Consider the following 24,516-nt stretch of genomic DNA (forward strand, 5'->3'; position numbering starts at 1 on the left):
GGTGGCTTGTCGGCTTGGTGGTGGTGGGGGATCACGGCGCCGAGGGCAGGTGCCGCACGGGCGTCGCCTGCCGCTTCCCGGTGGCGTCAGCTTTGTTTCGCGTTGTCGGAGGCCGTGGCCGGCGCGGCGGCGGAGCGGGAGCCGACCAGCAGCAGGCACAGGACGGCGACGCCGGCGATGACGCCGGCCAGGACCAGCAGCGGGTCCAGCGGGCGGGTCGCGTCGGCGGGCTGCGCCGCCGATGCCGCCGCCGGCTGGGCGGGTGCGGCACCGGCGGCGGCCGGGGCGGTGGACGCGGTGGGGCTGTCGCTCGCAGCGGGTGCGGCGGCCGTACCGCTGTGGTGTGGGGGTGCGGCGGACGCCGGGCTCCGGGTGTGCGCGGAACTCGGCCCGGCCGGCATCGGCATGTCGTGGGCAGAGGGCGGGCTCGGTGCCGGAGCACGGGTGGCGGCCGCCGTGACGAAGATCTGCGCGGTCATGCCGGGGTGGACGGTGCAGACGTAGCCGTACGTCCCGGCGGCGGCGAAGGTGTAGCTCCAGGTGCCGCCCTTGTTCAGCATCGGTGAGTGCAAGGAGGCCGGGCCCGAGGTGGTCTTCACGTCGTGCGGCGCGGTGTCCTGGTTGACCCAGGTGACGGTGTCGCCGGCCGTGATGGTGAGTGAGCGGGGGCCGAACGCGTAGCCGGACATGACGATCCGGTGGCCTGCGGCCTGCGCGGCGGGCGCGTGCAGGAAGGTGAGGGCGGCCGTGAGGAGCAGTGCGGCGAGCAGGGCGCTCGGGAGGCGGAGACTCAGGCGGGGCGGCATGTGAACTCCGCGGCGATGAGCAGACGCAGGCGGTCTGCGGGGCGGATGCGGGACAGGGTGAAGCCGGTGGTGCGGCGCAGCGGGCCGTAGGCGACGCCGGCGGTGCCGAGGACGAGGAGGCTGGTGTCGGTGCGTTCGACGACGCGCAGGGTCAGCGTCGCGGGAACGCCGGGGACGCTCGTGTCGCCGGTGGCGAGTTCGCCCGGGACGCACAGCCGCGAGTCGTCGGCGTCGGGTTCGACGGCTGTGCTGACGAAGGTCAGCTTTTCGCCGCCGAGTGCGGTGCCGGTCAGTTTCAGGCTCAGGACGCAGTCGTCGGGGGACGGCGTGACGGTGAGGGTCGCTTCGTCGGCGGTGACGCGGCGGCGCAGAGTCGGCAGGGGGCCGAGGCGGGTGGTCAGTTCGACGATGCAGCGGTCGTCGGCGGCGGCGTAGGCGCCGGGGCGTGGCAGCCAGGAGGGGCCGGGGACGGGAGGCGGAAGGATCCGGGTGGGAAGGGTCTGTGCGTTCATGGCGGGCACCTCGGTGTGCGAGGGATGCGGGGGAGAGGACAATGGCCGGGTGGCGGGCCGGCCGACTGCGACTCGGCCGGCCCGCCACTTTTGTCAGGGCCCGGTTCAGCAGGAGTTGGTGAGGTAGTCCTCAGTGGGGGTGAGCATGTGCTCGGCCCAGACGGTGTGCATCTTCACGTAGGCGTCCGGGTTGAGGATGTCCGAGACCTGCTGGCCCAGGGATTCCTCCAGGTGCGCGGAGTCGATGTGCTGCAGGAGCACGGTGAGGGTGTCGTCGCCGACGGAGCCGGCGCCGTTCACGGCCGGGGTGAGGATCGACTCCACCCAGACGGTGTGCATCTTGAGATAGCTGTCGAGCTGGAGCGCGTCCTGGACCTGCTGGCCCGGGGACTCCTCCAGGTGGGCCTTGTCGATGTGCTGGAGGATCGGCAGCAGGACCTGCTGGATGCTGACGCACTGGTCGGTGCCGCCGTCACCGCTGCCGCCGCTCGTACCGCCCGAGCCGCTGCTCCCGCCCGTCGAGCCGCCGCCGGAGCCGCCGGAGCTCGACCCGCCCGTGCTGCCGCCGGTGGAGCCCCCCGCGGATCCTCCGGTCGAGCCTGCGCTCGTGCCGCCCGTCGAACCGCCCGTGGAGCCGCCGGTCGAACCGCCGGTCGAGCCCCCCGTGCCGCCCCCGGTCGAGCCCCCGCTGGAGCCCCCGCTGTCGGCGACCACGGTGATGGAGGCCGTCATGTCCGGGTGGACGGCGCAGTAGTACTCGTACGTGCCGGCCTTGGTGAAGGTGTACGACCAGCTGTCGCCCTTGTTCAGCGTGCCCGAGTCGAACTTGGCCGGGCCGCTGGTGGTGGTGACGGTGTGCGGAGCGGTGTCCTCGTTGATCCACTTCACGGTCTGGCCGACCTTGACGGTCAGGTTCGGCTGCGCGAACTTGTAGTTCGTGATCTTGATGGTGTAGTCGGCCGCCTTGGCCTGCGCCGCCGCCGGCTGTGCCATCGAGTGGACCTGCGCGGCCGGCTGCGCGGTGGCGGGAGCCGGGGTGCCACTGGCTGTCTGGAGGAGCGCGAGGCAGCCCGCGGAAGCCAAGGCCGCGCCCAGGCCTGCCGTCAGCAGTACCCGGTTGCCGCGCCGGGCGTGGGATCCGTGCCCTCGCTCTCGCCGCGCGCCGTCGGCGGAATCGTCAGTGCTCATGGGGGTGGGTCTCCTTCGAGAGGAACGGGTGGTGCGGGATGGTGCACCGGTCAGCGGCCGGGTGCGGACGTGACCAGCAGACTCGTCGCGGCAAGGACGACGAGGACGAGCCCCGTCTCCGCCGCGACCGAGTAGACGAAGGGCCGGACGGTGGCGCGGTCGCCGCGCAGCAGGACGGCGATGTCGAGCCGGGTGCGCACCCAGCTCCGGCTGCGCTGGGCGCTCAGCAACACGACCATCAGTACGGCGAGTTTGATCAGCAGCAACCGTCCGTAGCCGGTGTCGAAGAGCGCGCTGAACGAGCCGACGACCTGCCAGGCGAGCACCGCTCCGGCCACCGCGATCGCCGCGACGCAGACGCCGGCCAGCGTGGAGTAGCCGGTGACGGCGGCCGACAGTTCCGCCGGCCGGCGCCGTGGCAGCACGCCGAGCAGCAGGAAGGCGAGACCGCCCAGCCACAGGGAGACGCCGAGCAGATGGACGAGATCGGCCACGGCACCCCAACCCGGGTGGCTGCCTTCGGAGTTGTGGCCCGCCATGCCCGTCGTACGCAGCAGACCGAGGCCGACGACGGCCGCACCGACCCGCCAGCCCGGTGACCGGGCCGCCTGCTCCCCGCCCTGCATCAGCGCGGCCAGCACCACGGCCGCCAGCACCCACATCAGCGCCCGGCACGCGAGTACGACACCGACCTCGCTGTTCAGCAGGTCCGTGTACGTGGACACCTGCAACGCGTCGCTCAGCGAGCCCATCGCGCCATACGCGCCCTGCAGTCCGGCGCCCGCCACGGTGGCGACGAGCCCGGCCGACCAGGACGCGGCCAGGATCCGGCGTGTCCTGCGGTCCTGGGAGCCCTGCGGCCACAGCATCGCCAGAAAGCCGAGGCCGCCGACGAACAGGGCCAACGCCAGATAGTCCACCCAGCGGACGGCGACCCACGCCTCGCGCACGGCATCGGAAGGCGCGGGGGCGGCTGCCGCTGCTTTGTCGCCCCCGGCTGCCGGCGCGGAGCCGGCGGCACCGGCACCGATGACGAAGGACATGCTGCCGGAGGTCGGATGCCCGTCCTCTTCGTCGATGACATGCCAGTCCAGAGTCAGTCGGCCGGCCTCGACCGTGGTCTCGGGGACGGTCACGACGACGGATGACGCGCGCCGCTGCCCGGTGGCCGGCCGGGTGACGGTCAAGGACGTGCCGCCCGCCGCCACGTGCACGTCGGGCAGGGACACTGCCTCGCTGAAGGTGAGCGTCACCGTGCCCGGGGCGTGAGACAGCCGGGCGCCGTCCTTCGGGGACGAGGAGTCAAGTTCGGTGTGGGCGGACGCGGCGGGCGCGCCGACCAGGAGGGCCACGAAAGCCACAACGGCTGTCACCGCAGCGCGAGTTCTCACCGTGTCAGCTCCGCGACCAGGGCCGGGTCGGACGCCACGCCGAGGCAGACCGCCGTCGAATCAGCGGACCCGGCCGCTGCGCCGGCGGACGCGGACGGGGTGGCGGACGCGGACGGGGTGGGCGACGGGGAGCTTGCGCCCATGAGGCCACCGAGACCGTCCAGAAGCCCGGTCACCGGAGTGATCAGCCCATGGAGAAGCGGCTGCGCCAGATGCACCTCGCCGTCGGCACAGGACCGCGCAGGAGACGGCGACGGCGCCGGGGGAGGGGAGGAGGGTGGTGACGAGGGTGGTGACGAGGGCGAGGTGGACGGCGGCGAGCCGTCGGAGGGGCCCGGCGGGTTGCCCGTGCTGCCGTGCCCGTCCTGGCCGCCGCCGGTGTCCTGCGCGCCGCCGCCCGCGGACACGTCGCCGACGGGCGGTGTCCAGGAGCCGTCCGACGTTCCGCGCCCCGACCCGGCGGGATCGGTGCCGGTGGGGCCGGAACCGCTCCGGTCGGACGGCGCCGCGGGGGCCCCGGCGCCCGGAGGAGCGGCGACGTTCACGCTCTGGCCGGCGGGGGCGCCGATGCCCGACGCGTACCCGAGGACGACGACCACCGCCGCGACGAGCGCGCCGGCGACGATCTCGTCGCGATGGTCTCCTGGCCACGACGCCCTGGCGAAGAAGGGCATGACTCCTCCTGACGACGGCACGCGCTGGCAATGCCGAAGAACGGGATGGCAATGCCAAGGAGTGGACCGACGCAAGGAGTCCCTGTGGATACGCGTCAGTTAATGCGCCGTTTCGTTGCCTCACTTCCGGACTGTGGCGCACTGTGAGAACAGGCCTCACCGGTCGAATACGCGCATTACCGTCCATGGAGGAATGGTGAATGCGAACAGACCGGCCATTGTTTCTTCACCGAATTCACTTGCCTGCATATGCGGCCGGGCGCGTATGTGAGTGCGGCGGACTCGGTAATCGAATTCGCATCAGCTGCCGCCGATACCGAGGGCGGTGAGCAGGACCAGGACGAGGGTGGCCACGGCGAGCAGGCCGTGCGCCAGGACCACGGGCAGCGGGAAGTGCCGTTCGGCGGGAACGGTCGCCTCTGTCCCCGCAGCGGCGGCGGCCGGGGCGGCCGTGACCGCGGAACGGGACCGGTGGACGGGGATCCAGCGGGCCAGCATCGTGAAGCCCAGCAGGGCGACCGGCAGCAGCAGGCCGAAGGCGGTCCAGGCCAGGGCGTCCTTGTCGGCCACGACGTAGAGGATCCACACCACCAGGCCGATCGCAGCCAGTGCGAAGTGCCCGAAGACCACCGGTGCGGGCAGGCGGCTGGCGCCGGACTGCTGCTGCCGGATGCCGCCGCGTTGGATCCACGTACCGAGCAGGTAGAAGCCGCCCAGGGCGGTGACCACCCAGGCGATCAGTGCGGCGATGTCCATGACGAACTCCTCAACGATGGATGGTTGGCAGGCAGCCGACCGGCACCGCACGTCGAGAGGGGAGTACGAGTGGGTGTCATGAGGCCCGACCGGCGCCGGCCGGTCCATATCCCTCGGCCTGCGTGCTCTCGTCCGCGACCCGCACGCCGTAGCGGTAGGCGAGCTTGCCGCCGAGGAATCCAGAGACACCCAGAGCCGCCAGCCCGACCGCGGACAGGACGAGCTTGCCGACGCCGACACTGCCGCCGTCGGCGTACGTGCTGTAGCGCCACACGAAATTGACGACGTAGGCGGCGGTCACGCCCAGGTTCAGCGTCATGTGCACCAGGCCGGTGCGAAACGCGCGGGTGCCGGCGGGAATGGCGAACAGGTCGAGAAAGCCGACCATGGCGGCCAACAGCGCGCCGATCACCCCGATGGCGATCAGCCACTCCGAGCCCCGGGTCAGGAACGCCGGATCGTGCACCACGTGGGAGGCGATGTCGAACGCCAGGCTCGCCACCCAGGCGCCGATCGGCACCGTCACGAGGATCGGGTGGAACGGATGGCCGTACGGGCCGGCGAGCGCGGCACTGACCGGCCGCTTCGCCCGAAGCTGAGACTCACTGACCATCGCGACCTCCTAGTTTCACCAACAATTCTTGGACTTATCAAGTCTATGCGTCAAGACCTCCTGGTCCAGGCATGCAAAGGGCGGGGATGCCCATGCAGGCAGGAGTTATCGTGGTCCCGTGTCTTCCGATCCGATACCGCCGACCCGTGCGGCCGACGCCGCCATCGACTCCGTGAGCGTCCTGGGAGAGGACTCCCGGCGGCGCATGTTCGCCTTCATCCGGCGCGCCGGCCGGGCGGTCACCCGCGACGAGGCCGCCGCCAGCGTCGGCATATCCCGCAAGCTCGCCGCCTTCCATCTCGACAAGCTCGTCGACGCCGGTCTGCTGCGCGCCCGCTACGAAACGCCCGGCGGGATCCGCAAGGTCGGCCGGCAACCCAAGGTCTACGAGCCCGCCGACACCCAGCTCACCGTCAGCATCCCCGACCGGCGCCACGAACTCCTTGCGGACCTCCTGCTGGACGCCGTCCTGACCGAGGGCCCCGAAGAGAGCGCCACGCAAGCGGCCACACGCACCGCCGGAGTACGCGGACGGCGGATGGGCGAGGCGGAACGGGAGCGGACGCGACCCGGCCGACTCGGCGCCGAACGCGGGCTGACCACCTGCGAGCGCATGCTCGAGGAGCATGGCTACGAACCCGTCCGTGAAACCCCCACGCACATCCGGCTGCGCAACTGCCCCTTCCACCCCTTGGCCGCCAAGGCCCCCGACCTGGTGTGCGGCATGAACCACGCCTTCCTCACCGGCTACCTCCACGGCCTGCGGATCAGCGGAGTGCAAGCCGTCCTGGCCCCGCGGCCCGGAGAATGCTGCGTTCAGCTCACCCCGGCCGGCACGGATCCCGGCGACGGGACATCCGAAGGCGGCTGACGGCAGGGGTGGAGCGCAAGGAACACGCCAAGCATTTCTCAAAATCGCCTACAGAACCTATTAGGTAAGGCTTACCTCGCCTAGTTTCGGGGTGTACTTCTCCGCTCATCCAACTGGAGTCCCCCTATGTCCGGTTCCCAGGTGGCCCTGCTCGGCACCATCGCAGGGTTCACCATCTACCTCGGCCTGCCCCTCGGCCGCCTGCGCAACCCGGACCCGCGGCTGCGTGCAGGTCTGAACGCCGTGGCCATCGGCATCCTGATCTTCCTGGTCTGGGACGTCCTGACACATGCCTGGGAGCCGGTCGACGACGCGCTGGGCAAGCACGACTGGGGCACCGTGGCCTCCGGGGGCCTCACCCTCGCCGTGGGCCTCGGAGTCGGGCTGATGAGCCTGGTGTACTACGACGGCTGGATCGCCCGCCGTGCGGTCTCCGACCGGCGGCCCGTCGGCCCCGGTGCCGCCGCGTCCGCCGAGCTGGCCCCCGGAGTCCGCAGCCAGGCCGGCTCACTCGCGCTGATGATCGCCACCGGCATCGGCCTGCACAACTTCGCCGAGGGCCTGGCCATCGGCAACTCCGCCGCCCAGGGCGAACTCTCCCTCGCCGTGCTCCTCATCATCGGCTTCGGCCTGCACAACGCCACCGAAGGGTTCGGCATCGTCGCCCCGCTGGCCGCCGAGGGTGAACGCCCCTCATGGGCCACGCTGCTGCTGCTCGGCCTGATCGGCGGCGGTCCGACCTTCCTCGGCACCGTGGTCGGCCAGCACCTCGTCAGCGACACGGTGTCGATCGCCTTCCTGGGGCTGGCCGCGGGGTCGATCCTCTATGTGGTCGTCGAGCTGCTGGCCGTTGCGCGCAAGGCAGCCCTGAAGACCCTGACCACATGGTGCGTCCTGCTGGGCCTCGTCCTCGGCTTCGCCACCGACGCCGTCGTCACCGCTGCCGGGGCCTGATGAACCGTCCACCACGGCGTTTTATGTAACGCCTGCTACATTCCGCCTCGTGCCGAACGTGGAACCGGGGAGCCGCTGGCTCGTCCTCGTGATCAAACTGGCCGCGGAGCCGACCCGGCACCGGGTCGCGGTATGGAGGGAGCTGCGCAAGGCCGGCGCGCTCTCTCTCGGCCAGGGGATCTGGGCCGTTCCGGACGTGCCGGTCTTCGCCGACGGCGTCGACCGGGCGATCGCGCTCACGGAGCGGGCCGGCGGGCAGACCGTGTCCTTGAACGCCTCAGGGCGCAGCGCCGAGGACGCGGCCCGCTTCCAGGTGCTGTTCACCGCCGCCCGGTCCGCGGACTGGGCGGGGTTCCTGGCCGACTGCGAAACGTTCGAACAGGAGCTGGCCGAGGAGGTCCGCATCGCCAGGTTCACCCTCGCCGAGCTGGAGGAAGAAGAGCAGTCGCTGGAGCGGCTGCGGCGCCGGCACCGCGACCTGACCGCGCGGGATGTGTTCGGCGCCCCAGAGGCAGCTGAGGCCGGCCGGCGGCTCAAGCAGTGCGCCGCAGCCTGCGAGGACTACGCCGAGCGGGTCTTCGCAGCTCCGCACCGGACACCGCCTCCGCACCGGACACCGCCTCCGCACCGGACACCGGCTCTGCACCGGACACCGGAGGGGCAACGGTGAGCGGGCGGGCCGCCCCGCCCCGGCAGATGTGGCCGCTGTACGCGGCCGGGTTCACCACCGCCTTCGGCGCGCACGGCATCGCCGCCAACCTCGGCGGTCACACGGAGGACGCGGTCACCTCTCTGTTGGTGCTCGGTGGGCTGCTGGCCCTCTACGACGGTGCCGAGGTGGTCCTCAAGCCGCTCTTCGGCACGCTCGCCGACCGCGTCGGCGCCCGCCCCGTGCTGCTCGGCGGGCTCGCCGCTTTCGCCGCCGCGTCCGCACTGTACGTCGTCGCGGACAGCCCGGGCTGGCTGTGGGCCGCCCGGCTGGGCCAGGGGGCCGCGGCCTCCGCGTTCTCCCCGTCCGCCTCCGCGCTGGTCGCCCGGCTCAACCCGGCGGCGAAACACGGGCGGGCCTTCGGCAGCTACGGCTTCTACAAGTCCATCGGCTACACCCTCGGTCCGCTGCTCGGCGGCGTCCTGGTGTGGGCCGGGGGTCTGCGGCTGCTGTTCGCCGTCCTCGCGGGGCTCGGCGCGGTGGTCGCTGTCTGGGCCGCGCTCGCCGTTCCCGTCGTACCACCGCTGCCCAAGGCCCGGCAGACGGTGCTGGACCTGGCCCGGCGGCTGGCCGACCCGGCCTTCCTCACCCCGACGGCCGCGCTCGCGGCGGCGACCGCGGCCTTGTCCGTCGGGGTGGGCTTCCTACCGGTCTCCGGCCGCGTCGCCGGGCTGGGCACGGTCGCGACCGGGGCAGCCGTGTCGGTGCTCGCCGCCTGTGCCGCCGTCGTCCAGCCGCGCGCCGGTCGTGCTCTGGACGACGGCCGTCTCACGACTCGTACCGGCCTGGCCGCGGGACTGCTGGCCACCGCTGCGGGTCTGGCCTGCGCGATGCTGCCCGGCCTGACCGGCATCCTCCTCGGCGCCGCCCTGATCGGCGTCGGCACGGGGCTGATCACCCCGCTCGGCTTCGCCGCGCTGGCAACGAGCACGCCTGCCGAGCGTCTCGGCCAGACCATGGGCGCCGCCGAACTGGGCCGCGAACTCGGTGACGCGGGCGGGCCGTTGCTGGTGGCGGCCGTCGCCTCGTTCGCCACGCTCACCTACGGCTTCGGGGCGCTCGCGGCTCTGATCGGGATGGGGGCGGTGGTCGCGTTCGTCCACCGTCGCTCTGTGCCGGCCGTACCCGGGCCCGGGCCCGGGCCGGAAGGGTGAACGGACGCACGGGGTCCGTCAGTTCTGGTGCCGGCGTCGCCGTAGCAGATGTCGGGCGAGGAACGCGGCGGCCAGGGCGCCGAGGACGATGAGTACGTACAGCTGGTAGCGGGTGATCTCGTCGTAGAGGGTGGTGATGTGGGTGCCGGCTGCGTAGGCCAGGGTCACCCACAGCCCGACCCAGAGTGCGGCACCGAGGGCGTTGAAGGCGAGGAAGCGGCGCCAGGGCATGCCGCTGGTGCCCGCGACGATGCCGTTGACCTGGCGCAGTCCCTCGATGAAGCGGGCGACGGTGACGATCTGGCCGCCGTGGCGGGTGAAGAACTCCTCGGCCGTGTGGAAGCGCTGCGGGGTCAGGAACACGTAGCGGCCCCACCGGTGGACGAAGGCGCGTCCGCCGGACCGGCCGATCAGGTAGCCGACGTTGTCGCCTGCGACCGCAGCGGCGAACGCGAGCACCGCGACAGCGACGACGTTCAGCCGCCCGGCCCCGGCGTAGACGCCCGCGGCGATCAGGAGCGTTTCGCCCGGGGCAGGGACTCCGAAGTCCTCCACGAAGATCACGACACCGACGGCCCAGTAACCGTAGTGGCTGAGGAGAGGAGCCAGGTGGGCCAGCGGGCCCGGGAGGGGCGGGGCCATGCCCCCATCGTACGTCCCCGGTGTGAGGCCGAGCCCTGCGCGCCGGCCGGCCGGTCGGGGGAACGACTCCCGCAGCCCCGGACGGCCGTCGCTCCGAGTCACCGTCGGCAGGATTGCCGCGCGCGTTCACGAGCCGGCGCCCCAGGGGACGGCGAAGTGATCAGTACTCCAGCTCGGGGCGCAGCGGCCCGCCGACGGCGTGCAGGTGCCGCAGTACCTGGGCGTAGGAGTTGAAGAGCCCGGTCTCGTGGTAGGCGATGCCGTGCCGGGCACAGTACGTGCGCACGAGTTTCTGGGCATGGCGCAGGCTGGGCCGCGGCATGGAGGGGAACAGATGGTGTTCGATCTGGTAGTTGAGCCCGCCGAGCGCGAAGTCCGTGAACCGTTGACCGCGGATGTTGCGTGAGGTCAGTACCTGCCGGCGCAGAAAATCGATCTTGTCGTCCTTGGCGAAGATGGGCATGCCCTTGTGGTTCGGGGCGAACGAGCACCCCATGTAGAGACCGAACAGCCCCTGGTGCACGAGGAGGAAGCACACCGCCTGGACGGGGGACAGGACCAGGAACAGGGCGGCGAGATAACCGCCGAGATGCGCCGTCAGCAGTCCCGCGTCGGCCAGCTTGGTTGTCCGCGAGGTCGCGGTGCCGGTGCGTTCGAGCAGTGCCCTTACGCCGGCGACGTGCAGGGCGAGTCCTTCCAGGAGCAGCATCGGGAAGAACAGCCAGGCCTGGTGCCGGGCCAGCCAGGCGTACGCCCCGCTGCGGACGCGGGCGTGGTCCTGGGTGAAGGCGATCGCGCCGTCGGCGATGTCGGGGTCGCGGTCGACGTGGTTGGGGTGGGAGTGGTGCCGGTTGTGCTTGGCGATCCACCAGCCGTAGCTGAGGCCGATCAGCAGATCGGCGTGCACGCGGCCGAGCAGGTTGTTGACGCGCTTGGAGGCGGCGATCTGGTGGTGCCCCGCGTCGTGGCCGATGAACCCGGTCTGGGTGAACATCACCGCGAGGAACGCGGCGGTCAGCAGCTGCCACCACGACTGCCCGATCAGCGCGAACGCGGTCCAGCCGGCGCCCAGCAGAAGCAGGTTCGCGCCGACCTTGACGCTGTAGTAGCCCGGTCGTCGCTTCAGCAGCCCGCTCTGCCGCACCTCGCGGGACAACGCGGCGTATTCGCTGCCTCGGCTGCCGGGCGGGGGCTTGGTCATCTCGGCGTGGCCCGCCGGATCGGAGCTCCGGTCGTTGACGTCAATGGTCACAGTGTTCCCTTCGGGATGTACGGCGCTGCCCACGGTGCGAGGGATGGCGTGCAGGACGCCGCACACGACGGGAATCCTGCGCAAGACCGCGTGCGACAGGCCCGCGGTGCGGCTGGTCTCAGCAGGAGGGGAGCCCTCGGAGCGCACGGGAGCGGACGCAGTCGGCGTCGGTCGCCGAGCGGTGGTCGAAGCGGTCGGCACCGGCCTCATCAGGGGCCGGCAGGCCGAGACTTTTCTCCGCGTTGAACCACTTCACTGTTCCCTGAGCCATGTGATGTCTCCTTCGAGAGGGCGGCTGGGTCGGAATGCGCGCGATCACGCTGATCCCGGGTTGTTGGTCGCCGGCCGTCGAAGAAAACCCCGAAACGACGAGACGCCCGCTGTCGGAACTCCGCGGGCGTTTCCACGTTCGCACACTTCGCCTACAACCAATGCCCCCAACGTCCGAAGTGCCGGGAAGGTTCCCGGGCGGCCGGAAAGAGCCCGGTGACACGTCGGCGAGTCGCCCGGAGTCCTGTGTCCGGCATGCGACGCACAGGCCGGCCTCCCTCGGATCCGGCCGGGAACGATCCGCACCCTGCCTCGTGGCCCGCACTGTCACACCACTCCGCCGTGCAGCCGGCCTGAGCCGCCGGTGCCGGCCACCGGGTCGCACCTGCGCACCCTGACTCCTTGTGCAGCCGCCAGGTAGCGGACGGCATGAGAAGCCGGCGGCATGGGCGCGGTCGCCCACCGCGGTCCACGCTTGCGGATCCGACTGCCACAGGGGCAACTCCGTCAGCGGCCTGATGCCGTGCCGATGCAGCAGGCCGTCGTCCGCCCAGGCGAAGGCGGCTGTACCTGCCGGCACGGACAGCCCGGGGCGAGGACGGTCCCACCGCGGTGAACGCGCCGCAGCCGCCCGGTGGCCTCCGGCGAGCAGTCACGGACCGCCGACTCGTCGGTCAGGTGCCGGTCAGGCCGCGGGTGAAGGTGGTGACCCGGATGCCGCGCCGGACTCGTCAGGTCGGCACCGCTCTCGGCGTCGCCGTCCAAGGTGTCGAGGACGCCGTCGTACGTCAGCGGAATCGGCGGAGGGAGTCATGCATTCACCGCTGTCACAGCTTGCGGAAGTCCCAGGAGACGGTCTTCGCCGGTGTCAGGCGGATCCACGCATGCCGGCCGTCGTGCGGCATTGCCTCCAGGCCGAAGTTCTTGCGGGCGAACAACGGTTCCAACGCGTCGAGTTCGGTGCACGGCTCTCCGGTGCGGGGAATCTCGCCCACGAACTCCACAGTTCCCGACAGTTCGACCCCGCGCAGTTCCCCGTACCCCTCCCCGGCGTCGACGACGACCGCGACGCGCGGGTCGTGACGGAGGTCGGCCCATCGCTTGCTGCGCACAATGGAGTACAGCCACAACGAGGTCCCGTCCCAAGCGAACCACAGGGCACTGACATGCGGGGCGCCGTCGCCCGAGACCGTAGCGATCCGGCAGGTGCGCTGGGTGGCGAGGAACTCGTCCAGCTCGTCCGGCGTCATCATGATCCGCCGGCTCCTGCGCTGAGTCGCAGCCATGCGGGCCTCTCTTCTCTGCGTCGGGGCGTCAGGGGCGGGCCCTTCTTTCTGACGTAGCGTCAGAAAGCATGGGCCCTTTTCCCTGAGCCCGCAATGGCTGAGGACCCCTTCCGGCTCCCTGAGCCGATCAGTGTGGTTCGCGGACGACGGCGACCCCTCCGGGCGGGATGGTGACGGCGCCGGTGACGGGTATGCCGGTGAGGAGTTCGACTCCTTCGGCGGATGCCACGGCTCCCTTGCCGGTGTGGTCGATGAGGAACAGGTAGTCGGCTTCGGTGCCGCGGCGCCGTACGGCCTCGACTCCGGTGGGCACATCGTGCTCCGGTACCACGTCGGCTTCCCGGCTTACGCGGTGGAGAAGGCCGGTGAGCGTGTCCTGGTCGAGGTGGGTGGCCAGATACCAGGCGGTGCCGTTGCCGTGCCGGTGGCGGGTGACGGCAGGGTGGCCGGCCAGTGGCCCGTCGGCGTAGGAGGCGACGGCCCGTGCGCCGGTGAGCCGGACCCGCTCCGACCACAGGTCGGCCGTGGCGGCCGGAGGCACCTCGCCGATCAGGCCGGTCGTCTCTCCCGGCAGCAGGGGGAACAGCTCGTCGGTGACCACGCCGAGGACCTCGCGGAACGCGCCGGGGTAGCCGCCCAGGTACACGTGGGCGTTCTCGTCGACCATGCCGCTGTGGAAGCCGACGGCCAGCGTGCCCCCGCGTTCGGTGAACCGGGCGAGGTTCGCGGCGGCTGCCTCCGTCACGAGGTACAGCGACGGCACGAGGACGAGTTTGTAGCGGTCGAGCCGGGGGTCGTCGGGGCGTACGAAGTCGACGGCCACGCCCGCTCGCCACAGGGGTGTGTACCAGTCCCGCACCAGGTCCTGGTAGCGCAGTTCGCCGTGGGGCTGGGAGGGCAGTTCCAGTGCCCACCGGGCGTCCCAGTCCCAGACGACGGCCACCTGCGCCGTGCTCGTGGAGCCCCGTACCTCGGCCAGGGCCTTCAAGTCCGTCCCCAGATGGACGACATCCCGCCAGATCTGGCTGTCGGTGCCGGCGTGGGGCAGCATCGCCGAGTGCCATTGCTCGGCGCCGGCCTTCGCGGCACGCCACTGGAAGAACGCGATGCCGTCGGCGCCGTGCGCCACATGGGCCAGGGCGTTGCGCCGCATTTCTCCTGGCCCCTTGGCGCGGTTGACCGGCTGCCAGTTGACGGCACCGGTCGAGTGCTCCATGAGAAACCACGGGCCACCCGCGAGCGACCGCATCAGGTCGCCGTGGAGCGCGATGTCGATCTCGGCTTCCGGGTCGTCGGACATCAGGTAGTGGTCGTTGGAGAGGATGTCCAGCTCCGGTGCCCAGCGCCAGTAGTCCAGGGCGTCTATGGTGCGCAGGACCAGGAAGTTGGTGGTCGCGGGAAGGTCCGGGGCGGCCCGGCGCAGCACCTCGCGTTCGGCCGTGCACAGCGAGAGCAGCTCGTCGGAGCAGAAACGGCGCCAGTCCAGCTGGTGGGTGGGGTTGGGGACGGCGCCGGTGGCGCGGGGCGGCAGGATCTGGCCCCAGTCGTAGTACCACTGGCTCCAGAAGGTGGTGCCCCAGGCATGGTTGAGGGTGTCCAGGTCGTCGTCGTAGCGGGCGCGCAGCCAGGTGCGGAACGCGGCGGCGCTGGTGTCGCAGTAGCAGGCGTCGTTGTGGCAGCCGTACTCGTTGTGGACGTGCCACATGGCGACGGCCGGGTGGGCGGCGTAGCGCTCGGCGAGGGCTTCGGCGATGCGCAGCGCCGCTCTGCGGTAGGCGGGGCTGGACGGGCAGAAGGTCTGGCGGCTGCCGTACGACAGACGGCGGCCGTCCCGGTCGACCGGCAGTGCCTCCGGGTACGCCTTGAAGAACCAGGCGGGTGGGGCGGCGGTGGGGGTGGCCAGGTCGGCGGCGATGCCGTTCTCGTGGAGCAGGTCGAGGATCTTGTCCATACGGGCGAAGTCATAGACGCCCTCGGACGGTTCGAGCAGCGCCCACGAGAAGATGCCGACGCTGACCATGGTCACCCCGGCCTCGGCCATGAGGCGCATGTCCTCGGCCCAGACCTCCTCGGGCCACTGCTCGGGGTTGTAGTCACCGCCGTAGGCGATGCCGGGCAGGCGAAGGCGGCGTGCGGTACTCACTGGTGGTGCTCCGGGGATAGGGGACGGGCGGAGGGCGGGGATGTGTCGGTCCTGTCGGGGCGTCAGCCCTTGTTGGCACCGAGGGTGAGGCCGCTGACGAACTGGCGCTGGAGGACGAAGTACACGATCAGCGTGGGGATCGCGGTGAGCAGGGCGCCGGCGGCGATCAGGTTGGGGTCGGTGAAGTACTGGCCGGAGAGGTTGTTCAGGGCCGAGGTGATCGGCATGTTCTCGCCGGTGGAGATCAGTACGAGGGCCCAGAAGAAGTCGTTGTAGATCCAGATGGACAGCAGCGTCGCCAGGGCGGCCATCGCCGGTCTGCACAGTGGCAGCACGATCTGCCAGTACAGGCGCCACACGGACGCCCCGTCCACCAGGGCGGCCTCGGTCAGCTCGTGCGGCAGCGAGCGCATGTAGTTCGCCAGCACGAACGCGCAGAACCCGGACTGGAACGCCACGTGGATCAGCACCAGGCCGAGCGCGGAGTCGTACAGCTTGCCGCTCATCGTGATCCCCGGTAGATCCACCAGCAGGTAGAGCCGGTACAGCGGGGTGATGATGACCTGCTGCGGGAGCAGGTTGCCGGCGGTGAACACCAGCAGCAGGGCGAGGTTGAGGCGGAAGTCGAAGCGGCTGACGTAGAAGGCGACCATCGACGACAGGAACAGCGTCAGCAGCACCGCCGGCACGGCGATGATCAGCGTGTTGCCGAAGTAGTGCGCCATGTCCGACTGCTGATACGCGTTCGTGAAATTGTCGAGGTTCAGCCTGTCGGGCCAGGAGACATAGCCCTTGGCACTGGTCTCGCTGTAGGGGCGCATCGCCGCGTAGACCGCCCACAGCAGCGGGGCCAGCCAGGCCAGCGCGGTGCCGGCGAGGAAGATGTGCAGCAGGACCCGGGCGGGGCGGACGGGGGTGCGCTGCTTGACCGGCGCGCTCACGGTGCTCATGCGCGCCGCTCCTTCCGGAAGGTCGAGATCAGATACGGGATGATCACGATCAGGGAGATCGCCAGCAGGACCACCGCGATCGCCGACCCGTACCCGATCCGGCTGGACTCGCCGATGATGTTGTTGGTGACCAGGATCGACAGCAACTCCGTGCCCTGGGCGCCCTTGTTGAAGACGAAGACCAGGTCGAAGGCGCGCAGGGCCTCGATGATCGTGACGACCAGCACGATGGTGTTGGTGGGGCGCAGCGTGGGGAAGATGACGTTCTTGAACGTCTGCCACTCGTTCGCCCCGTCCAGGGACGAGGCCTCCCGCAGGGACGGGTCGACGCCCTTCAGACCGGCCAGGTAGAGGATCATCATGTAGCCGGTGTGCCGCCAGGACGCGGCGACCAGCACCGCCCACAGGTTCAGGTCCGGGTCGCCGATCCAGTCGATGTAGTGGCCGGGCTCGTTGGCGCCGATGATGCTGTTGACCAGGCCGGTGTCGGGGTTGTAGATCAGCTGCCAGACGAAGCCGATGACCGCCATGGACAGCACGACGGGCAGGAAGAACGCGGTCTGGTAGACCCGGCTGAACCGGATCTTCTTGTCCAGCTGCACGGCCAGGAACAGGCCCAGCGGCGTCGGGATCAGGATGAGCACGACGAACCAGATCACGTTGTGCTCGACGGCGGGCCAGAACTGCGGGTTGTCGGTGAACAACTGCTTGAAGTTGTCCAGCCCCACCCACTTGATCGAGTCGAAGCCGATGCCGTCCCAGGTGGTGAAGGCCAGCGCGATCGACGCCAGGGCCGTCACCCACACCAGGGCCACGTGCAGGATCGTCGGCACGCCGGCCATGAAGCCGAGCGTGAGCCGATCACGGCGGGTCAGCAGACGCTTGTGTCCCTGCGGGACCCGCTTGTTCCGATGGGCGGGGCCCGGCGGCGGCGCGGTGGCCGCCGCCGGGCTCTTCGTGTTGGTTTCGGTGGTCATTGCGCTGCTCATCCCGACGCGAAGATCGTCTTCTTCTGGCGTTCGATCGACGACAGGGCGCTGTCGACGTTCTTGGGGTTGCGCAGGAAGTTCTGCAGCGCGGGCTGCATCACCGTGGACGTGAAGTCCGGACGGGAGTCACGGTCCATGAACTGCGTCAGGCTCTTCGCGCCGGAGATCATCTCGAACGCCTTCTTCTGCAGAGCCGTGTACGACGAGGTGTCGGCCTTGTCCGAGGACGCCACCAGGCTGGAGTCGGACTTGACATAGATCCCCTCGGCGGCCGGGCTGCCCAGGTACTCCAGGAGCTGGGCGGCGCCCGCCTTGTTCTTCGGGGCCTTGGACAGCATGAAGCCGTCGGTCGGCGCCTCGACGGTGTCCTGACCGTACGCGGAGTTGATCTCCGGGAAGGCGAAGAAGTCCAGGTCGTCCAGGTCGGCCGTGGTGGTGAACTGCTGCGCCACGAACGAGCCGAAGACGTACATGCCGGCCTTCTTCGACACCAGCGTCTGCGCGGCGTCCTGCCAGGTGCGGCCCATGAACCCGTCCTGGTGGTAGGGCAGGATCTCCGACCAGTGGTCGAAGACCGCCTTGACCTTGGCGTCGGTCCAGGAGGCCTTGCCCGCCATCAGCTCGACGTGGAAGTCGTAGCCGTTGAGACGGAAGTTGATCTGGTCGAAGGTGCCCATCGCCGGCCAGGCGTCCTTGTCGCCGAAGGCGATCGGGACCAGCTTGTCCTTCTGCATCTGCTTGCACAGCGCGAGGAACTGGTCCCAGGTGGTGGGGACTTCGTAGCCGTACTGCTTGAAGACGCTCTTGCGGTAGAACACGGCCCACAGGGACGTGGTCAGCGGCACGAAGTAGTACTTGCCGTCCTCACCCTTGCTCAGTTTCTGCATCGCCACGGGGAAGTTCGCGCCGATCTTCTCCCACACGTCGTCGATGGGGGAGGCCAGGCCCTTCTTGGCGAAGAACTGCATCCGGTACCCGGCGAACCAGTTGAACACGTCGTCCGGCGTGCCCTGCAGATACGAGTTGATCTGCTCCTGGAACGTGTTGTGGTCCTTGGTGTTCACGTCGACCGTGATCCCGGACTGCTTGGTGAAGGCCGTGTAGATCTCCCCGTAGGCCTTCTTCGGCACCGCGTCGGACTGGTTGGAACCGAGGGAGACGGTCTTCGGGTCCGAGGAGGAACCGCTGCCGCCACAGGCGCTCAGCAGCGGGATGCCGGCGCCGAGAACTGCGGCGCCGCCCATACCGCGCAGCAGGGCACGACGGCTGGTGCCGGGCATGGGAGAACTGAGGGATGAAAGGTGCATTTCGGCTCCTGAGGGGCGGCGGTGCCCGACTTGGCACATGGGCCCGTGTGGCGAGGGGTGGGTCGTCAAAGCGACCAGAATCAAACGTGACCGAACAAAGCGGCTCGGCGGGATGCCAGGAAGAGTGAACGTTGCGCAGGGCTGGTGTCAAGGCGATGAGCGTGACGACTTGGACGGGAAAGGCCCTGCGGCGGGGCTGGCCCCCTTCGGTGTCGAGCCGGGAAAACTGGCTTCCATATGCTCCTGACCTGCATATATGTACCCCTTCCCGCTTCTCTTGGCATGGTCGTGGCGGCCCTCGCCGCACTCTTGTCGAGCGGAATGGGGTGGTGAGACCCCTTGACGTGTGGCCCCACCCGCTGCGTAGATATGACCGCGCGATCAGACCGCGCGGTCATGGCATTGACGTCGTTCGATGTGGAACGAGGCCGTTGGGAGACTTCATGGCATCAGAAGTGGGGCGCGCTGCGGCTTCCACCGCACCGCGCAGCGCGGACGTCGCTCGGGCGGCAGGGGTCTCGCGCAAGACGGTCTCCCGCGTCCTCAACGACGAGCAGTACGTCTCCGACGAGGCCCGTCGACGAGTTCTCGCGGCCGCCGAGGAACTCGGCTACCGGCTGAACCATGCCGCCAGGGCGCTGGCCTCCGGACGCACGCGCTCCATCGGTGTCGTCGCCCTGGGCACCGCGGGGTTCGGAACCGCCTCCCTGCTCGTGCACATCGAGCAGGCCGTACGGGACGCCGGATACGCGCTCCGCGTCGTCAACACGCCGGACGGCGCGCCGGAAGACATCGCCAGTGCCGTCGAGTCACTTCTCGAGCAGGGCGTGGACGGCGTCATCGTGTCCGAACCCATCGTGAAAGGAGACGTCCCACTCCGCCTCGACGTGCCGGCCCTCTTCATCGGAGCACCCCCCGCCCCTTCCTTCACCGCCAACCGGACGCTGACCGTGGGCGTGGGAGCCCATGAACTGGCTCGCGCGGCCACCGAACACCTGCTGGACCTGGGGCACGAGACGGTCCATCACCTGGCCGGCCCGCGGCAGTGGTACGCCACCAAGGACCGCGTCGAGGGATGGCAGGCGGCACTGGCGACGCGGGACGCGCATGAACCGCCCCTGCTGAACGGCGACTGGTCGGCCGCCTCCGGGTATGCCGCGGGCCGCGCGCTCGCCTCGGACGCGACCGTGACCGCGGTGTTCGCCGCCGGCGACGAGATGGCCATCGGTCTGATCCACGCTCTGCGGGAAGCGGGGCGCCGGGTACCGGAGGACATCAGTGTCATCGGGTTCGACGGCAACCCTGTCTTCGCCTACGTCTCGCCGCCTCTGACCACCGTCCGCCAGCCCTTCGAAGCGGCGGCACGGGAGGGAATCCGGCTGCTCGTGCACGCCATCGAGGAGCCCGACGCCGAGCTGCCGCCGACGGACGAGCCGCCCGTCGAACTCGTCGTCCGTGGCTCGACCGCGCCGCCACCCTCCCACCCGGGCGGCGCGGTGCTTCGCACCAAGTGACCGATCAGCCCCACCCCCGCCCGGGGCATCGCGTCCGGCGCCTGCCGGCCGCGCCCTGAGGCTTCCTTACGGCCGGTCCACCCGGCCGCATCCAGAGGCGTCGTGTCAGGCGCACGTCCATGTGGGCTCCGCCGCTCCCCGACCCCATGGGTCTTGGTGAGCGGCGGGCATCGAAACACACCCCCATCCCTTCCCCTGGGAGCCGCACATGTCCCCTGCACCTCTGGGCGCCGGACCCGGCGCCGCTCCGCGTTCCCGTCCCGTCCCCCTCCTGACGTTGATGCTGTCCCTGCTCGCTGCCGTGGCGATGCTGACGCTGCCCGCCGCGGGCCCGGCGGCCGCGGAGGCCCGTCCCTCGCAGACGCTGTACACGCCACCGTCGGACGCGCCCTCCCCCGGGACGTTCTATCCGCGGGCGATGCGTCTGCAGTACAACGGCTCGGCCAACGGCACGATGCTCGCCACCTTCGAGCAGTACACTTCCGGAACGCCGGTCTTCCCGATCTACCGCAGCACCGACAACGGCGCCTCCTGGACGAAGATCTCCGAGGTCGCCGACACCCAGAACGGCTGGGGCATGCGCTGGGAGCCCGAGCTGTTCGAACTTCCCCGGGCCATGGGCGGCTTCCCCGCCGGAACCATCCTCGCCGCGGGTGACTCCGTTCCGGCCGACCGGGGCGGGACCAAGATCGACCTGTACGCCAGCACCGACCGCGGCCAGACCTGGACCTTCGTCACCAACATCGCCACCGGCGGCGAGGCGATATCCAGCAACGGCCACACCCCCGTATGGGAGCCCTTCTTCCTGCTCTCCGGTGACCGGCTCATCGTCTACTACTCCGACCAGCGTGACACCGCGCACGGCCAGGAGATCGTGCACCAGGTCTCCACGGACCTCCGCAACTGGGGCCCGGTGGTGGACGACGTGTCGATGCCCACCTACGCGGACCGCCCGGGCATGCCCGTGGTCACCCGGCTGCCCAACGGCAACCATGTGATGAGCTACGAGTACTGCAACGCCCCCGAGGGCAGGTGCTCCGTCTACTACAAGATCTCCGCCGACCCGGAGGGCTTCGGCTCCGTCACCGGCCGGGTGCTGCGCTCGACCGACGGCGTGATCCCCAGCGGTGCGCCCTTCATCACCTGGCTGCCCGCCGGCGGCCCGAACGGCACCCTCGTCCTCAGCGGTGAGAGCCAGGACGACCTGTTCGTCAACAGGGAGAACGGGGCCGCGAACGCCTGGACCCGTATGCGCTCCAACGTCGCCGGCGGCTACAGCCGCGGCATGCTCCCGCTCGCCGACGGCCACAGCCTGATGGTGCTCAGCGGGGGACGCGCGCGCAGCACCGGCGTCAACCCGGTCACGTACAGCGTCGTCGACCTGGGCGGCGGCATCTCCAACGGCGCCACCTACACGATGTCCAACGCGAACAGCGACCTGAACCTCGCCATCGCGGGCGGCTCCACCGCCAACGGCACCTTCGCCACGCAGCAGAACGCCACGACCGCGACCGACCAGCAGTGGCGCTTCGAGCAGCAGCCGTCCGGCTACTTCAAGATCTTCAACGTCGCCACGGGCAAGGTCCTCGGCGTGGAGAACCAGTCGGCCGCCAACGGGGCCAGGATCCTGCAGTGGGACGACAACGGCACTCTCGACCATGAATGGGCGGTCTCCCCGCACCAGGCCGGCGGCTACACCATCACCAACCGGGTGACGGGCAAGTACCTGGAGATCCCTGGCGCGTCCACCGCCACCGGCACCACCGCCGGCCAGTGGAGCGGCACCGGATGCGCCTGCCAGCGCTGGGACCTCACCCAGACCGCCCTGCCGCCGCTGGGCGCCGGACAGTACGTCCTCGTCAACAAGAACAGCGGCAAGTACCTCGACATCCCCCAGGCCTCCACCGCCGTCGGCACGGCCGCCGGCCAGTGGCAGAACTCCGGCTGCTTCTGCCAGCTGTTCACCTTCCAGTCGGCGGGCGGCGGAGCCTGGACCATCAACAACGTCAACAGCGCCCTCAACCTGGACATCCGCGCCGGCTCCACCGCCGCAGGAGCCGCCGTCGTACAGAACACGCCCGCTACCGCCGACTCACAGAAATGGACCCTCACCGACGCGGGCAACGGCTACTACGAACTCAAGAACGTGGGCAGCGGCCTCAACGCCGGCGTTGCCCAGTCCTCCACCGCCGACGGAGCTTCCGTCGTCCAGTGGAACGACCTGAACGTCGCCGACCAACTCTGGAAGATCGTCCGCATCAACTGATCGACTGACACCCACTCGTCGTCGGCGTCACGCAGGGCCCCCTGACCGCTCGGGATCGCAATGCGAACCGATCGGCAGGAGGCCCTGGTTGTCGGTGTACGACGGCAGGCGGCCCGGTCGACCCTGACCGAGCCGGTCCGGAAGCGATCGCTGTTGACGCGCTTGTTCGGTCGAGTGGCTCGGTAAGCCGACCCCACACCTTGAGCCAACGGAACTTCTAGACGACTGTGGCTGTGACCGGCCATGCCCCGCGGTCCAACAGATCGAGGACGAGTGCGGCGATGTTCCACGCGTCGTCCTCGCCGCGGTGATGTCGTCCCTCGAGCGGTAGTCCGGCGATCTGCAGGGCGTGGTCCATGCCGGGCTTCTTGCGCAGTCCGTAGGCCGCGGCGAACACGGCCTTGGCGTTGGTGTGGGTGCGCTCCGTTGGATAGCCGAAGGGGTAGGCCACTGCGTCGGCCTGGCTCTGCCGGGCGAACTGCCGGCGGTCGTACTCGCCCCAGCTCGTCCAGGGGCGCTCGCCGGCCCCGTACTCCTCGACGAGGATCCGGCAGGCCTCGGCGAAGGTGACGCCGCGTTCCACCTCGGCTTGGGTCAGTCCGGTCAGTTCGGTGCAGAAGTCGCTCACCGTCGACCGGGTGGGTCGGACCAGGACACGGTGCCGGGACACGCGGCGCCGTGCCGCCACGTCCACGACGGTGAGACCGATCTCGATGATCTCGTTCACGGAGCCGGGCGGCGGCTGTCCATTCCAGCAGGTGGCTTCCACATCGATGACGTTCAGCAGGACGGATTCGTGGCGCATGGGGCCGAGGGTAGGGACGCGAGCTCGGATCCGGCACCCCGATTTCTTCATATCCACGCGTCACCGCCGACAACAACCTCTTCGACTCGGACCTCATGCCTCGATCTGAACTGGCAACGCTGCTGGAGTACTAGGGAGAACGCACGCTGGACATGTCCCCGCCGTCGCGGGTCTCACGGGCCCTGCGCCGACAGGGACGGCGGGCTCATCGCCAGTGGCCTGATCAACTCGGCCGCCAACTTCGCACCGGGGAAGGCCGGCAAGGACCCGCTCTACGTGTTCACCGGCGGCAGCGGGCCCAAGGGTGCCGGACAGGTCGCGCTCGACAAGGACACCGCCGACAAGGGTGGCTACCACGTCGGCGACACCGTGCCCGTCGCCCTCAAGGGCCCGGCCAGGACGTACAAGCTCTCCGGCATCTTCACCACCGACGACGAACTGGTGGCGAGTGGCGGCAGTCTGGTGCTGTTCGAGACGCCGGTCGCTCAGCGGCTGTTCCGCCAGCCGGGCTTCTATGAGTACGTCACCGTCACCGCCGCCCCCGGCGTTTCGAGTACCGAGCTCGCCGCCGCCATCGGCAAGACGCTCCCGGACTTCGCGAAGGCCGAGACGGGCCGGCAACTCGTCGACGAGGAGGCCAAAACGGTGGAGGGAGACGCCAGGTTGCTCAATGGGATCCTGTTCGCCTTCGCCGGCGTCGCGCTCTTGGTCAGCGTCTTCCTGATCGCCAACACGTTCACCATGCTGCGTGCCGTCGGGCTCGACCGGCGGGGCGTGACGCGGATGATCCAGCTGGAGGCCGTGGTCATCTCCCTCTTCGGCGCCGTGATCGGCATCGCGGTCGGAGCCTTCCTGGGCTGGGCGGTCTGCGAGGTCACGAAGGCGGACATCCCGGGATAGGCGCTGACGTTGCCGTGGGGCAGGTTCGGGCTCTTCCTGCTGCTGGCGGCACTGGTCGGGCTGCTGGCAGCCATGTGGCCGGCCCGCAGCGCGGCCCGGCTGAACATGCTCACGGCCATCAAGTCCGAGTAGGCCGAGCGGGTCACCGTACGGCCGTAGACACACCGCGCCTACGGCCGTACGGTCGCGTGGCGAGCAGGGACCGAGCGGCCGATGCGCCGCGCACGTCCAGTACGTCGGTCTCCGCTGGGCCGCACGTCATGGCGGCTCCGGTAGGGCGCGCCGACGCGGGCCGACGTGATCACACTCCGCCGTACTGGCCAGGCCACGCCCGTCTCCGGCCGGAGCCGCGGTCGACTTCTCTGGCATGCATGCATGCATGCGACTGCACAGCACCGACGTCGGCACACGCTGGTGCAGAGGTCCTCCTGCCATCACGGAGAAGCATTTTCATGGACCAGGCCGTGCGCAGACGTCGCCGGGCACTGTTCCTTCTCTTCCTGCCCGTCGGCATCGCCATGTCCTCATGGGTCACGCACACCCCCGCGATATCAGCGTCTGGGC

Annotated in this window: 24 protein-coding genes; 8 read left to right on the forward strand and 16 right to left on the reverse strand. The window is 70.0% G+C overall.

What is annotated here, in order from left to right:
• Positions 1–86 precede the first annotated feature (86 nt).
• The 7 genes from ACZ5SK_RS04475 to ACZ5SK_RS04505 all read right to left on the reverse strand — a co-directional run bounded on the left by ACZ5SK_RS04475 (position 87) and on the right by ACZ5SK_RS04505 (position 5,940).
• The gene (locus ACZ5SK_RS04475; protein ID WP_334582735.1) at positions 87–806 is read right to left on the reverse strand and encodes a cupredoxin domain-containing protein; all 720 of its coding nucleotides are present in this window, start codon (positions 804–806) and stop codon (positions 87–89) included.
• Entirely contained in the window at positions 791–1,318 is a 528-nt protein-coding gene (locus ACZ5SK_RS04480) for a hypothetical protein (RefSeq protein WP_334582734.1), read from the reverse strand. Before ACZ5SK_RS04480 ends, ACZ5SK_RS04475 begins: the two co-directional genes overlap by 16 nt.
• Before the next feature lie 105 nt (positions 1,319–1,423).
• Positions 1,424–2,506 carry a cupredoxin domain-containing protein gene (locus ACZ5SK_RS04485; RefSeq protein WP_334582733.1) on the reverse strand — a complete coding sequence of 361 codons (1,083 nt, stop codon included), beginning with the start codon at positions 2,504–2,506 and terminating at the stop codon, positions 1,424–1,426.
• A gap of 50 nt (positions 2,507–2,556) precedes the next feature.
• Positions 2,557–3,879, reverse strand: coding sequence for a copper resistance CopC/CopD family protein (locus ACZ5SK_RS04490; protein ID WP_334582732.1), 1,323 nt, complete (start codon positions 3,877–3,879; stop codon positions 2,557–2,559).
• A gap of 14 nt (positions 3,880–3,893) precedes the next feature.
• Positions 3,894–4,571 (reverse strand): hypothetical protein, encoded by a 678-nt coding sequence (locus ACZ5SK_RS04495; RefSeq protein ID WP_334582731.1) that lies wholly within the window; start codon positions 4,569–4,571, stop codon positions 3,894–3,896.
• Between the two features lie 300 nt (positions 4,572–4,871).
• Positions 4,872–5,327 (reverse strand): hypothetical protein, encoded by a 456-nt coding sequence (locus tag ACZ5SK_RS04500; RefSeq protein WP_361704026.1) that lies wholly within the window; start codon positions 5,325–5,327, stop codon positions 4,872–4,874.
• 76 nt (positions 5,328–5,403) lie between these two features.
• The gene (locus ACZ5SK_RS04505) at positions 5,404–5,940 is read right to left on the reverse strand and encodes a DUF2231 domain-containing protein (RefSeq protein WP_334582729.1); all 537 of its coding nucleotides are present in this window, start codon (positions 5,938–5,940) and stop codon (positions 5,404–5,406) included.
• A gap of 118 nt (positions 5,941–6,058) precedes the next feature.
• Between ACZ5SK_RS04505 and ACZ5SK_RS04510 the strand changes: the two genes are divergently transcribed.
• From ACZ5SK_RS04510 to ACZ5SK_RS04525, 4 genes are all read left to right on the forward strand, one after another.
• Positions 6,059–6,811, forward strand: coding sequence for a helix-turn-helix transcriptional regulator (locus ACZ5SK_RS04510; protein ID WP_468575323.1), 753 nt, complete (start codon positions 6,059–6,061; stop codon positions 6,809–6,811).
• A gap of 126 nt (positions 6,812–6,937) precedes the next feature.
• Positions 6,938–7,765: a ZIP family metal transporter gene (locus ACZ5SK_RS04515; protein ID WP_468575325.1), complete on the forward strand. Its 828-nt coding sequence runs from the start codon at positions 6,938–6,940 to the stop codon at positions 7,763–7,765.
• A gap of 49 nt (positions 7,766–7,814) precedes the next feature.
• Positions 7,815–8,435: a Chromate resistance protein ChrB gene (locus ACZ5SK_RS04520; RefSeq protein ID WP_334582726.1), complete on the forward strand. Its 621-nt coding sequence runs from the start codon at positions 7,815–7,817 to the stop codon at positions 8,433–8,435.
• Between the two features lie 26 nt (positions 8,436–8,461).
• The gene (locus ACZ5SK_RS04525) at positions 8,462–9,628 is read left to right on the forward strand and encodes an MFS transporter (RefSeq protein WP_334583797.1); all 1,167 of its coding nucleotides are present in this window, start codon (positions 8,462–8,464) and stop codon (positions 9,626–9,628) included.
• 18 nt (positions 9,629–9,646) lie between these two features.
• Here the strand turns inward: ACZ5SK_RS04525 and ACZ5SK_RS04530 are convergent, their stop codons facing one another.
• From ACZ5SK_RS04530 to ACZ5SK_RS04565, 8 genes are all read right to left on the reverse strand, one after another.
• Positions 9,647–10,270: a DedA family protein gene (locus ACZ5SK_RS04530; protein WP_468156154.1), complete on the reverse strand. Its 624-nt coding sequence runs from the start codon at positions 10,268–10,270 to the stop codon at positions 9,647–9,649.
• A 160-nt stretch (positions 10,271–10,430) separates the two neighbouring features.
• Positions 10,431–11,471, reverse strand: coding sequence for a fatty acid desaturase family protein (locus ACZ5SK_RS04535; protein WP_443041407.1), 1,041 nt, complete (start codon positions 11,469–11,471; stop codon positions 10,431–10,433).
• Positions 11,472–11,640: 169 nt separating this feature from the next.
• Positions 11,641–11,793, reverse strand: a complete 153-nt coding sequence (locus tag ACZ5SK_RS04540; RefSeq protein WP_334582723.1) for a cold-shock protein — start codon at positions 11,791–11,793, stop codon at positions 11,641–11,643.
• Between the two features lie 826 nt (positions 11,794–12,619).
• Entirely contained in the window at positions 12,620–13,078 is a 459-nt protein-coding gene (locus ACZ5SK_RS04545; protein WP_334582722.1) for a pyridoxamine 5'-phosphate oxidase family protein, read from the reverse strand.
• A gap of 127 nt (positions 13,079–13,205) precedes the next feature.
• Positions 13,206–15,221, reverse strand: a complete 2,016-nt coding sequence (locus ACZ5SK_RS04550; protein WP_468156152.1) for a beta-galactosidase — start codon at positions 15,219–15,221, stop codon at positions 13,206–13,208.
• Between the two features lie 62 nt (positions 15,222–15,283).
• Positions 15,284–16,171 (reverse strand): carbohydrate ABC transporter permease, encoded by an 888-nt coding sequence (locus tag ACZ5SK_RS04555; RefSeq protein ID WP_334582720.1) that lies wholly within the window; start codon positions 16,169–16,171, stop codon positions 15,284–15,286.
• Positions 16,168–17,148, reverse strand: a complete 981-nt coding sequence (locus ACZ5SK_RS04560; protein ID WP_334582719.1) for a carbohydrate ABC transporter permease — start codon at positions 17,146–17,148, stop codon at positions 16,168–16,170. Before ACZ5SK_RS04560 ends, ACZ5SK_RS04555 begins: the two co-directional genes overlap by 4 nt.
• A gap of 8 nt (positions 17,149–17,156) precedes the next feature.
• Entirely contained in the window at positions 17,157–18,440 is a 1,284-nt protein-coding gene (locus tag ACZ5SK_RS04565; RefSeq protein WP_468156149.1) for an ABC transporter substrate-binding protein, read from the reverse strand.
• 470 nt (positions 18,441–18,910) lie between these two features.
• Between ACZ5SK_RS04565 and ACZ5SK_RS04570 the strand changes: the two genes are divergently transcribed.
• Together ACZ5SK_RS04570 and ACZ5SK_RS04575 are read left to right on the forward strand one after the other, a co-directional pair.
• Positions 18,911–19,981, forward strand: coding sequence for a LacI family DNA-binding transcriptional regulator (locus ACZ5SK_RS04570; protein WP_334582717.1), 1,071 nt, complete (start codon positions 18,911–18,913; stop codon positions 19,979–19,981).
• A 208-nt stretch (positions 19,982–20,189) separates the two neighbouring features.
• The gene (locus tag ACZ5SK_RS04575) at positions 20,190–22,247 is read left to right on the forward strand and encodes an RICIN domain-containing protein (protein WP_468575328.1); all 2,058 of its coding nucleotides are present in this window, start codon (positions 20,190–20,192) and stop codon (positions 22,245–22,247) included.
• 217 nt (positions 22,248–22,464) lie between these two features.
• Here ACZ5SK_RS04575 and ACZ5SK_RS04580 read toward each other — a convergent pair whose 3' ends face one another.
• Positions 22,465–23,052: a 3'-5' exonuclease gene (locus tag ACZ5SK_RS04580; RefSeq protein WP_334582715.1), complete on the reverse strand. Its 588-nt coding sequence runs from the start codon at positions 23,050–23,052 to the stop codon at positions 22,465–22,467.
• A 276-nt stretch (positions 23,053–23,328) separates the two neighbouring features.
• Between ACZ5SK_RS04580 and ACZ5SK_RS04585 the strand changes: the two genes are divergently transcribed.
• Both ACZ5SK_RS04585 and ACZ5SK_RS04590 read left to right on the forward strand, forming a co-directional pair.
• Entirely contained in the window at positions 23,329–23,952 is a 624-nt protein-coding gene (locus ACZ5SK_RS04585; RefSeq protein ID WP_334582714.1) for an ABC transporter permease, read from the forward strand.
• A gap of 9 nt (positions 23,953–23,961) precedes the next feature.
• Complete coding sequence (locus tag ACZ5SK_RS04590; RefSeq protein WP_334582713.1) at positions 23,962–24,084, forward strand: hypothetical protein; 123 nt, start codon at positions 23,962–23,964, stop codon at positions 24,082–24,084.
• Positions 24,085–24,516 lie beyond the last annotated feature (432 nt).

The sequence above is a fragment of the Streptomyces sp. NPDC031474 genome (assembly GCF_055581185.1).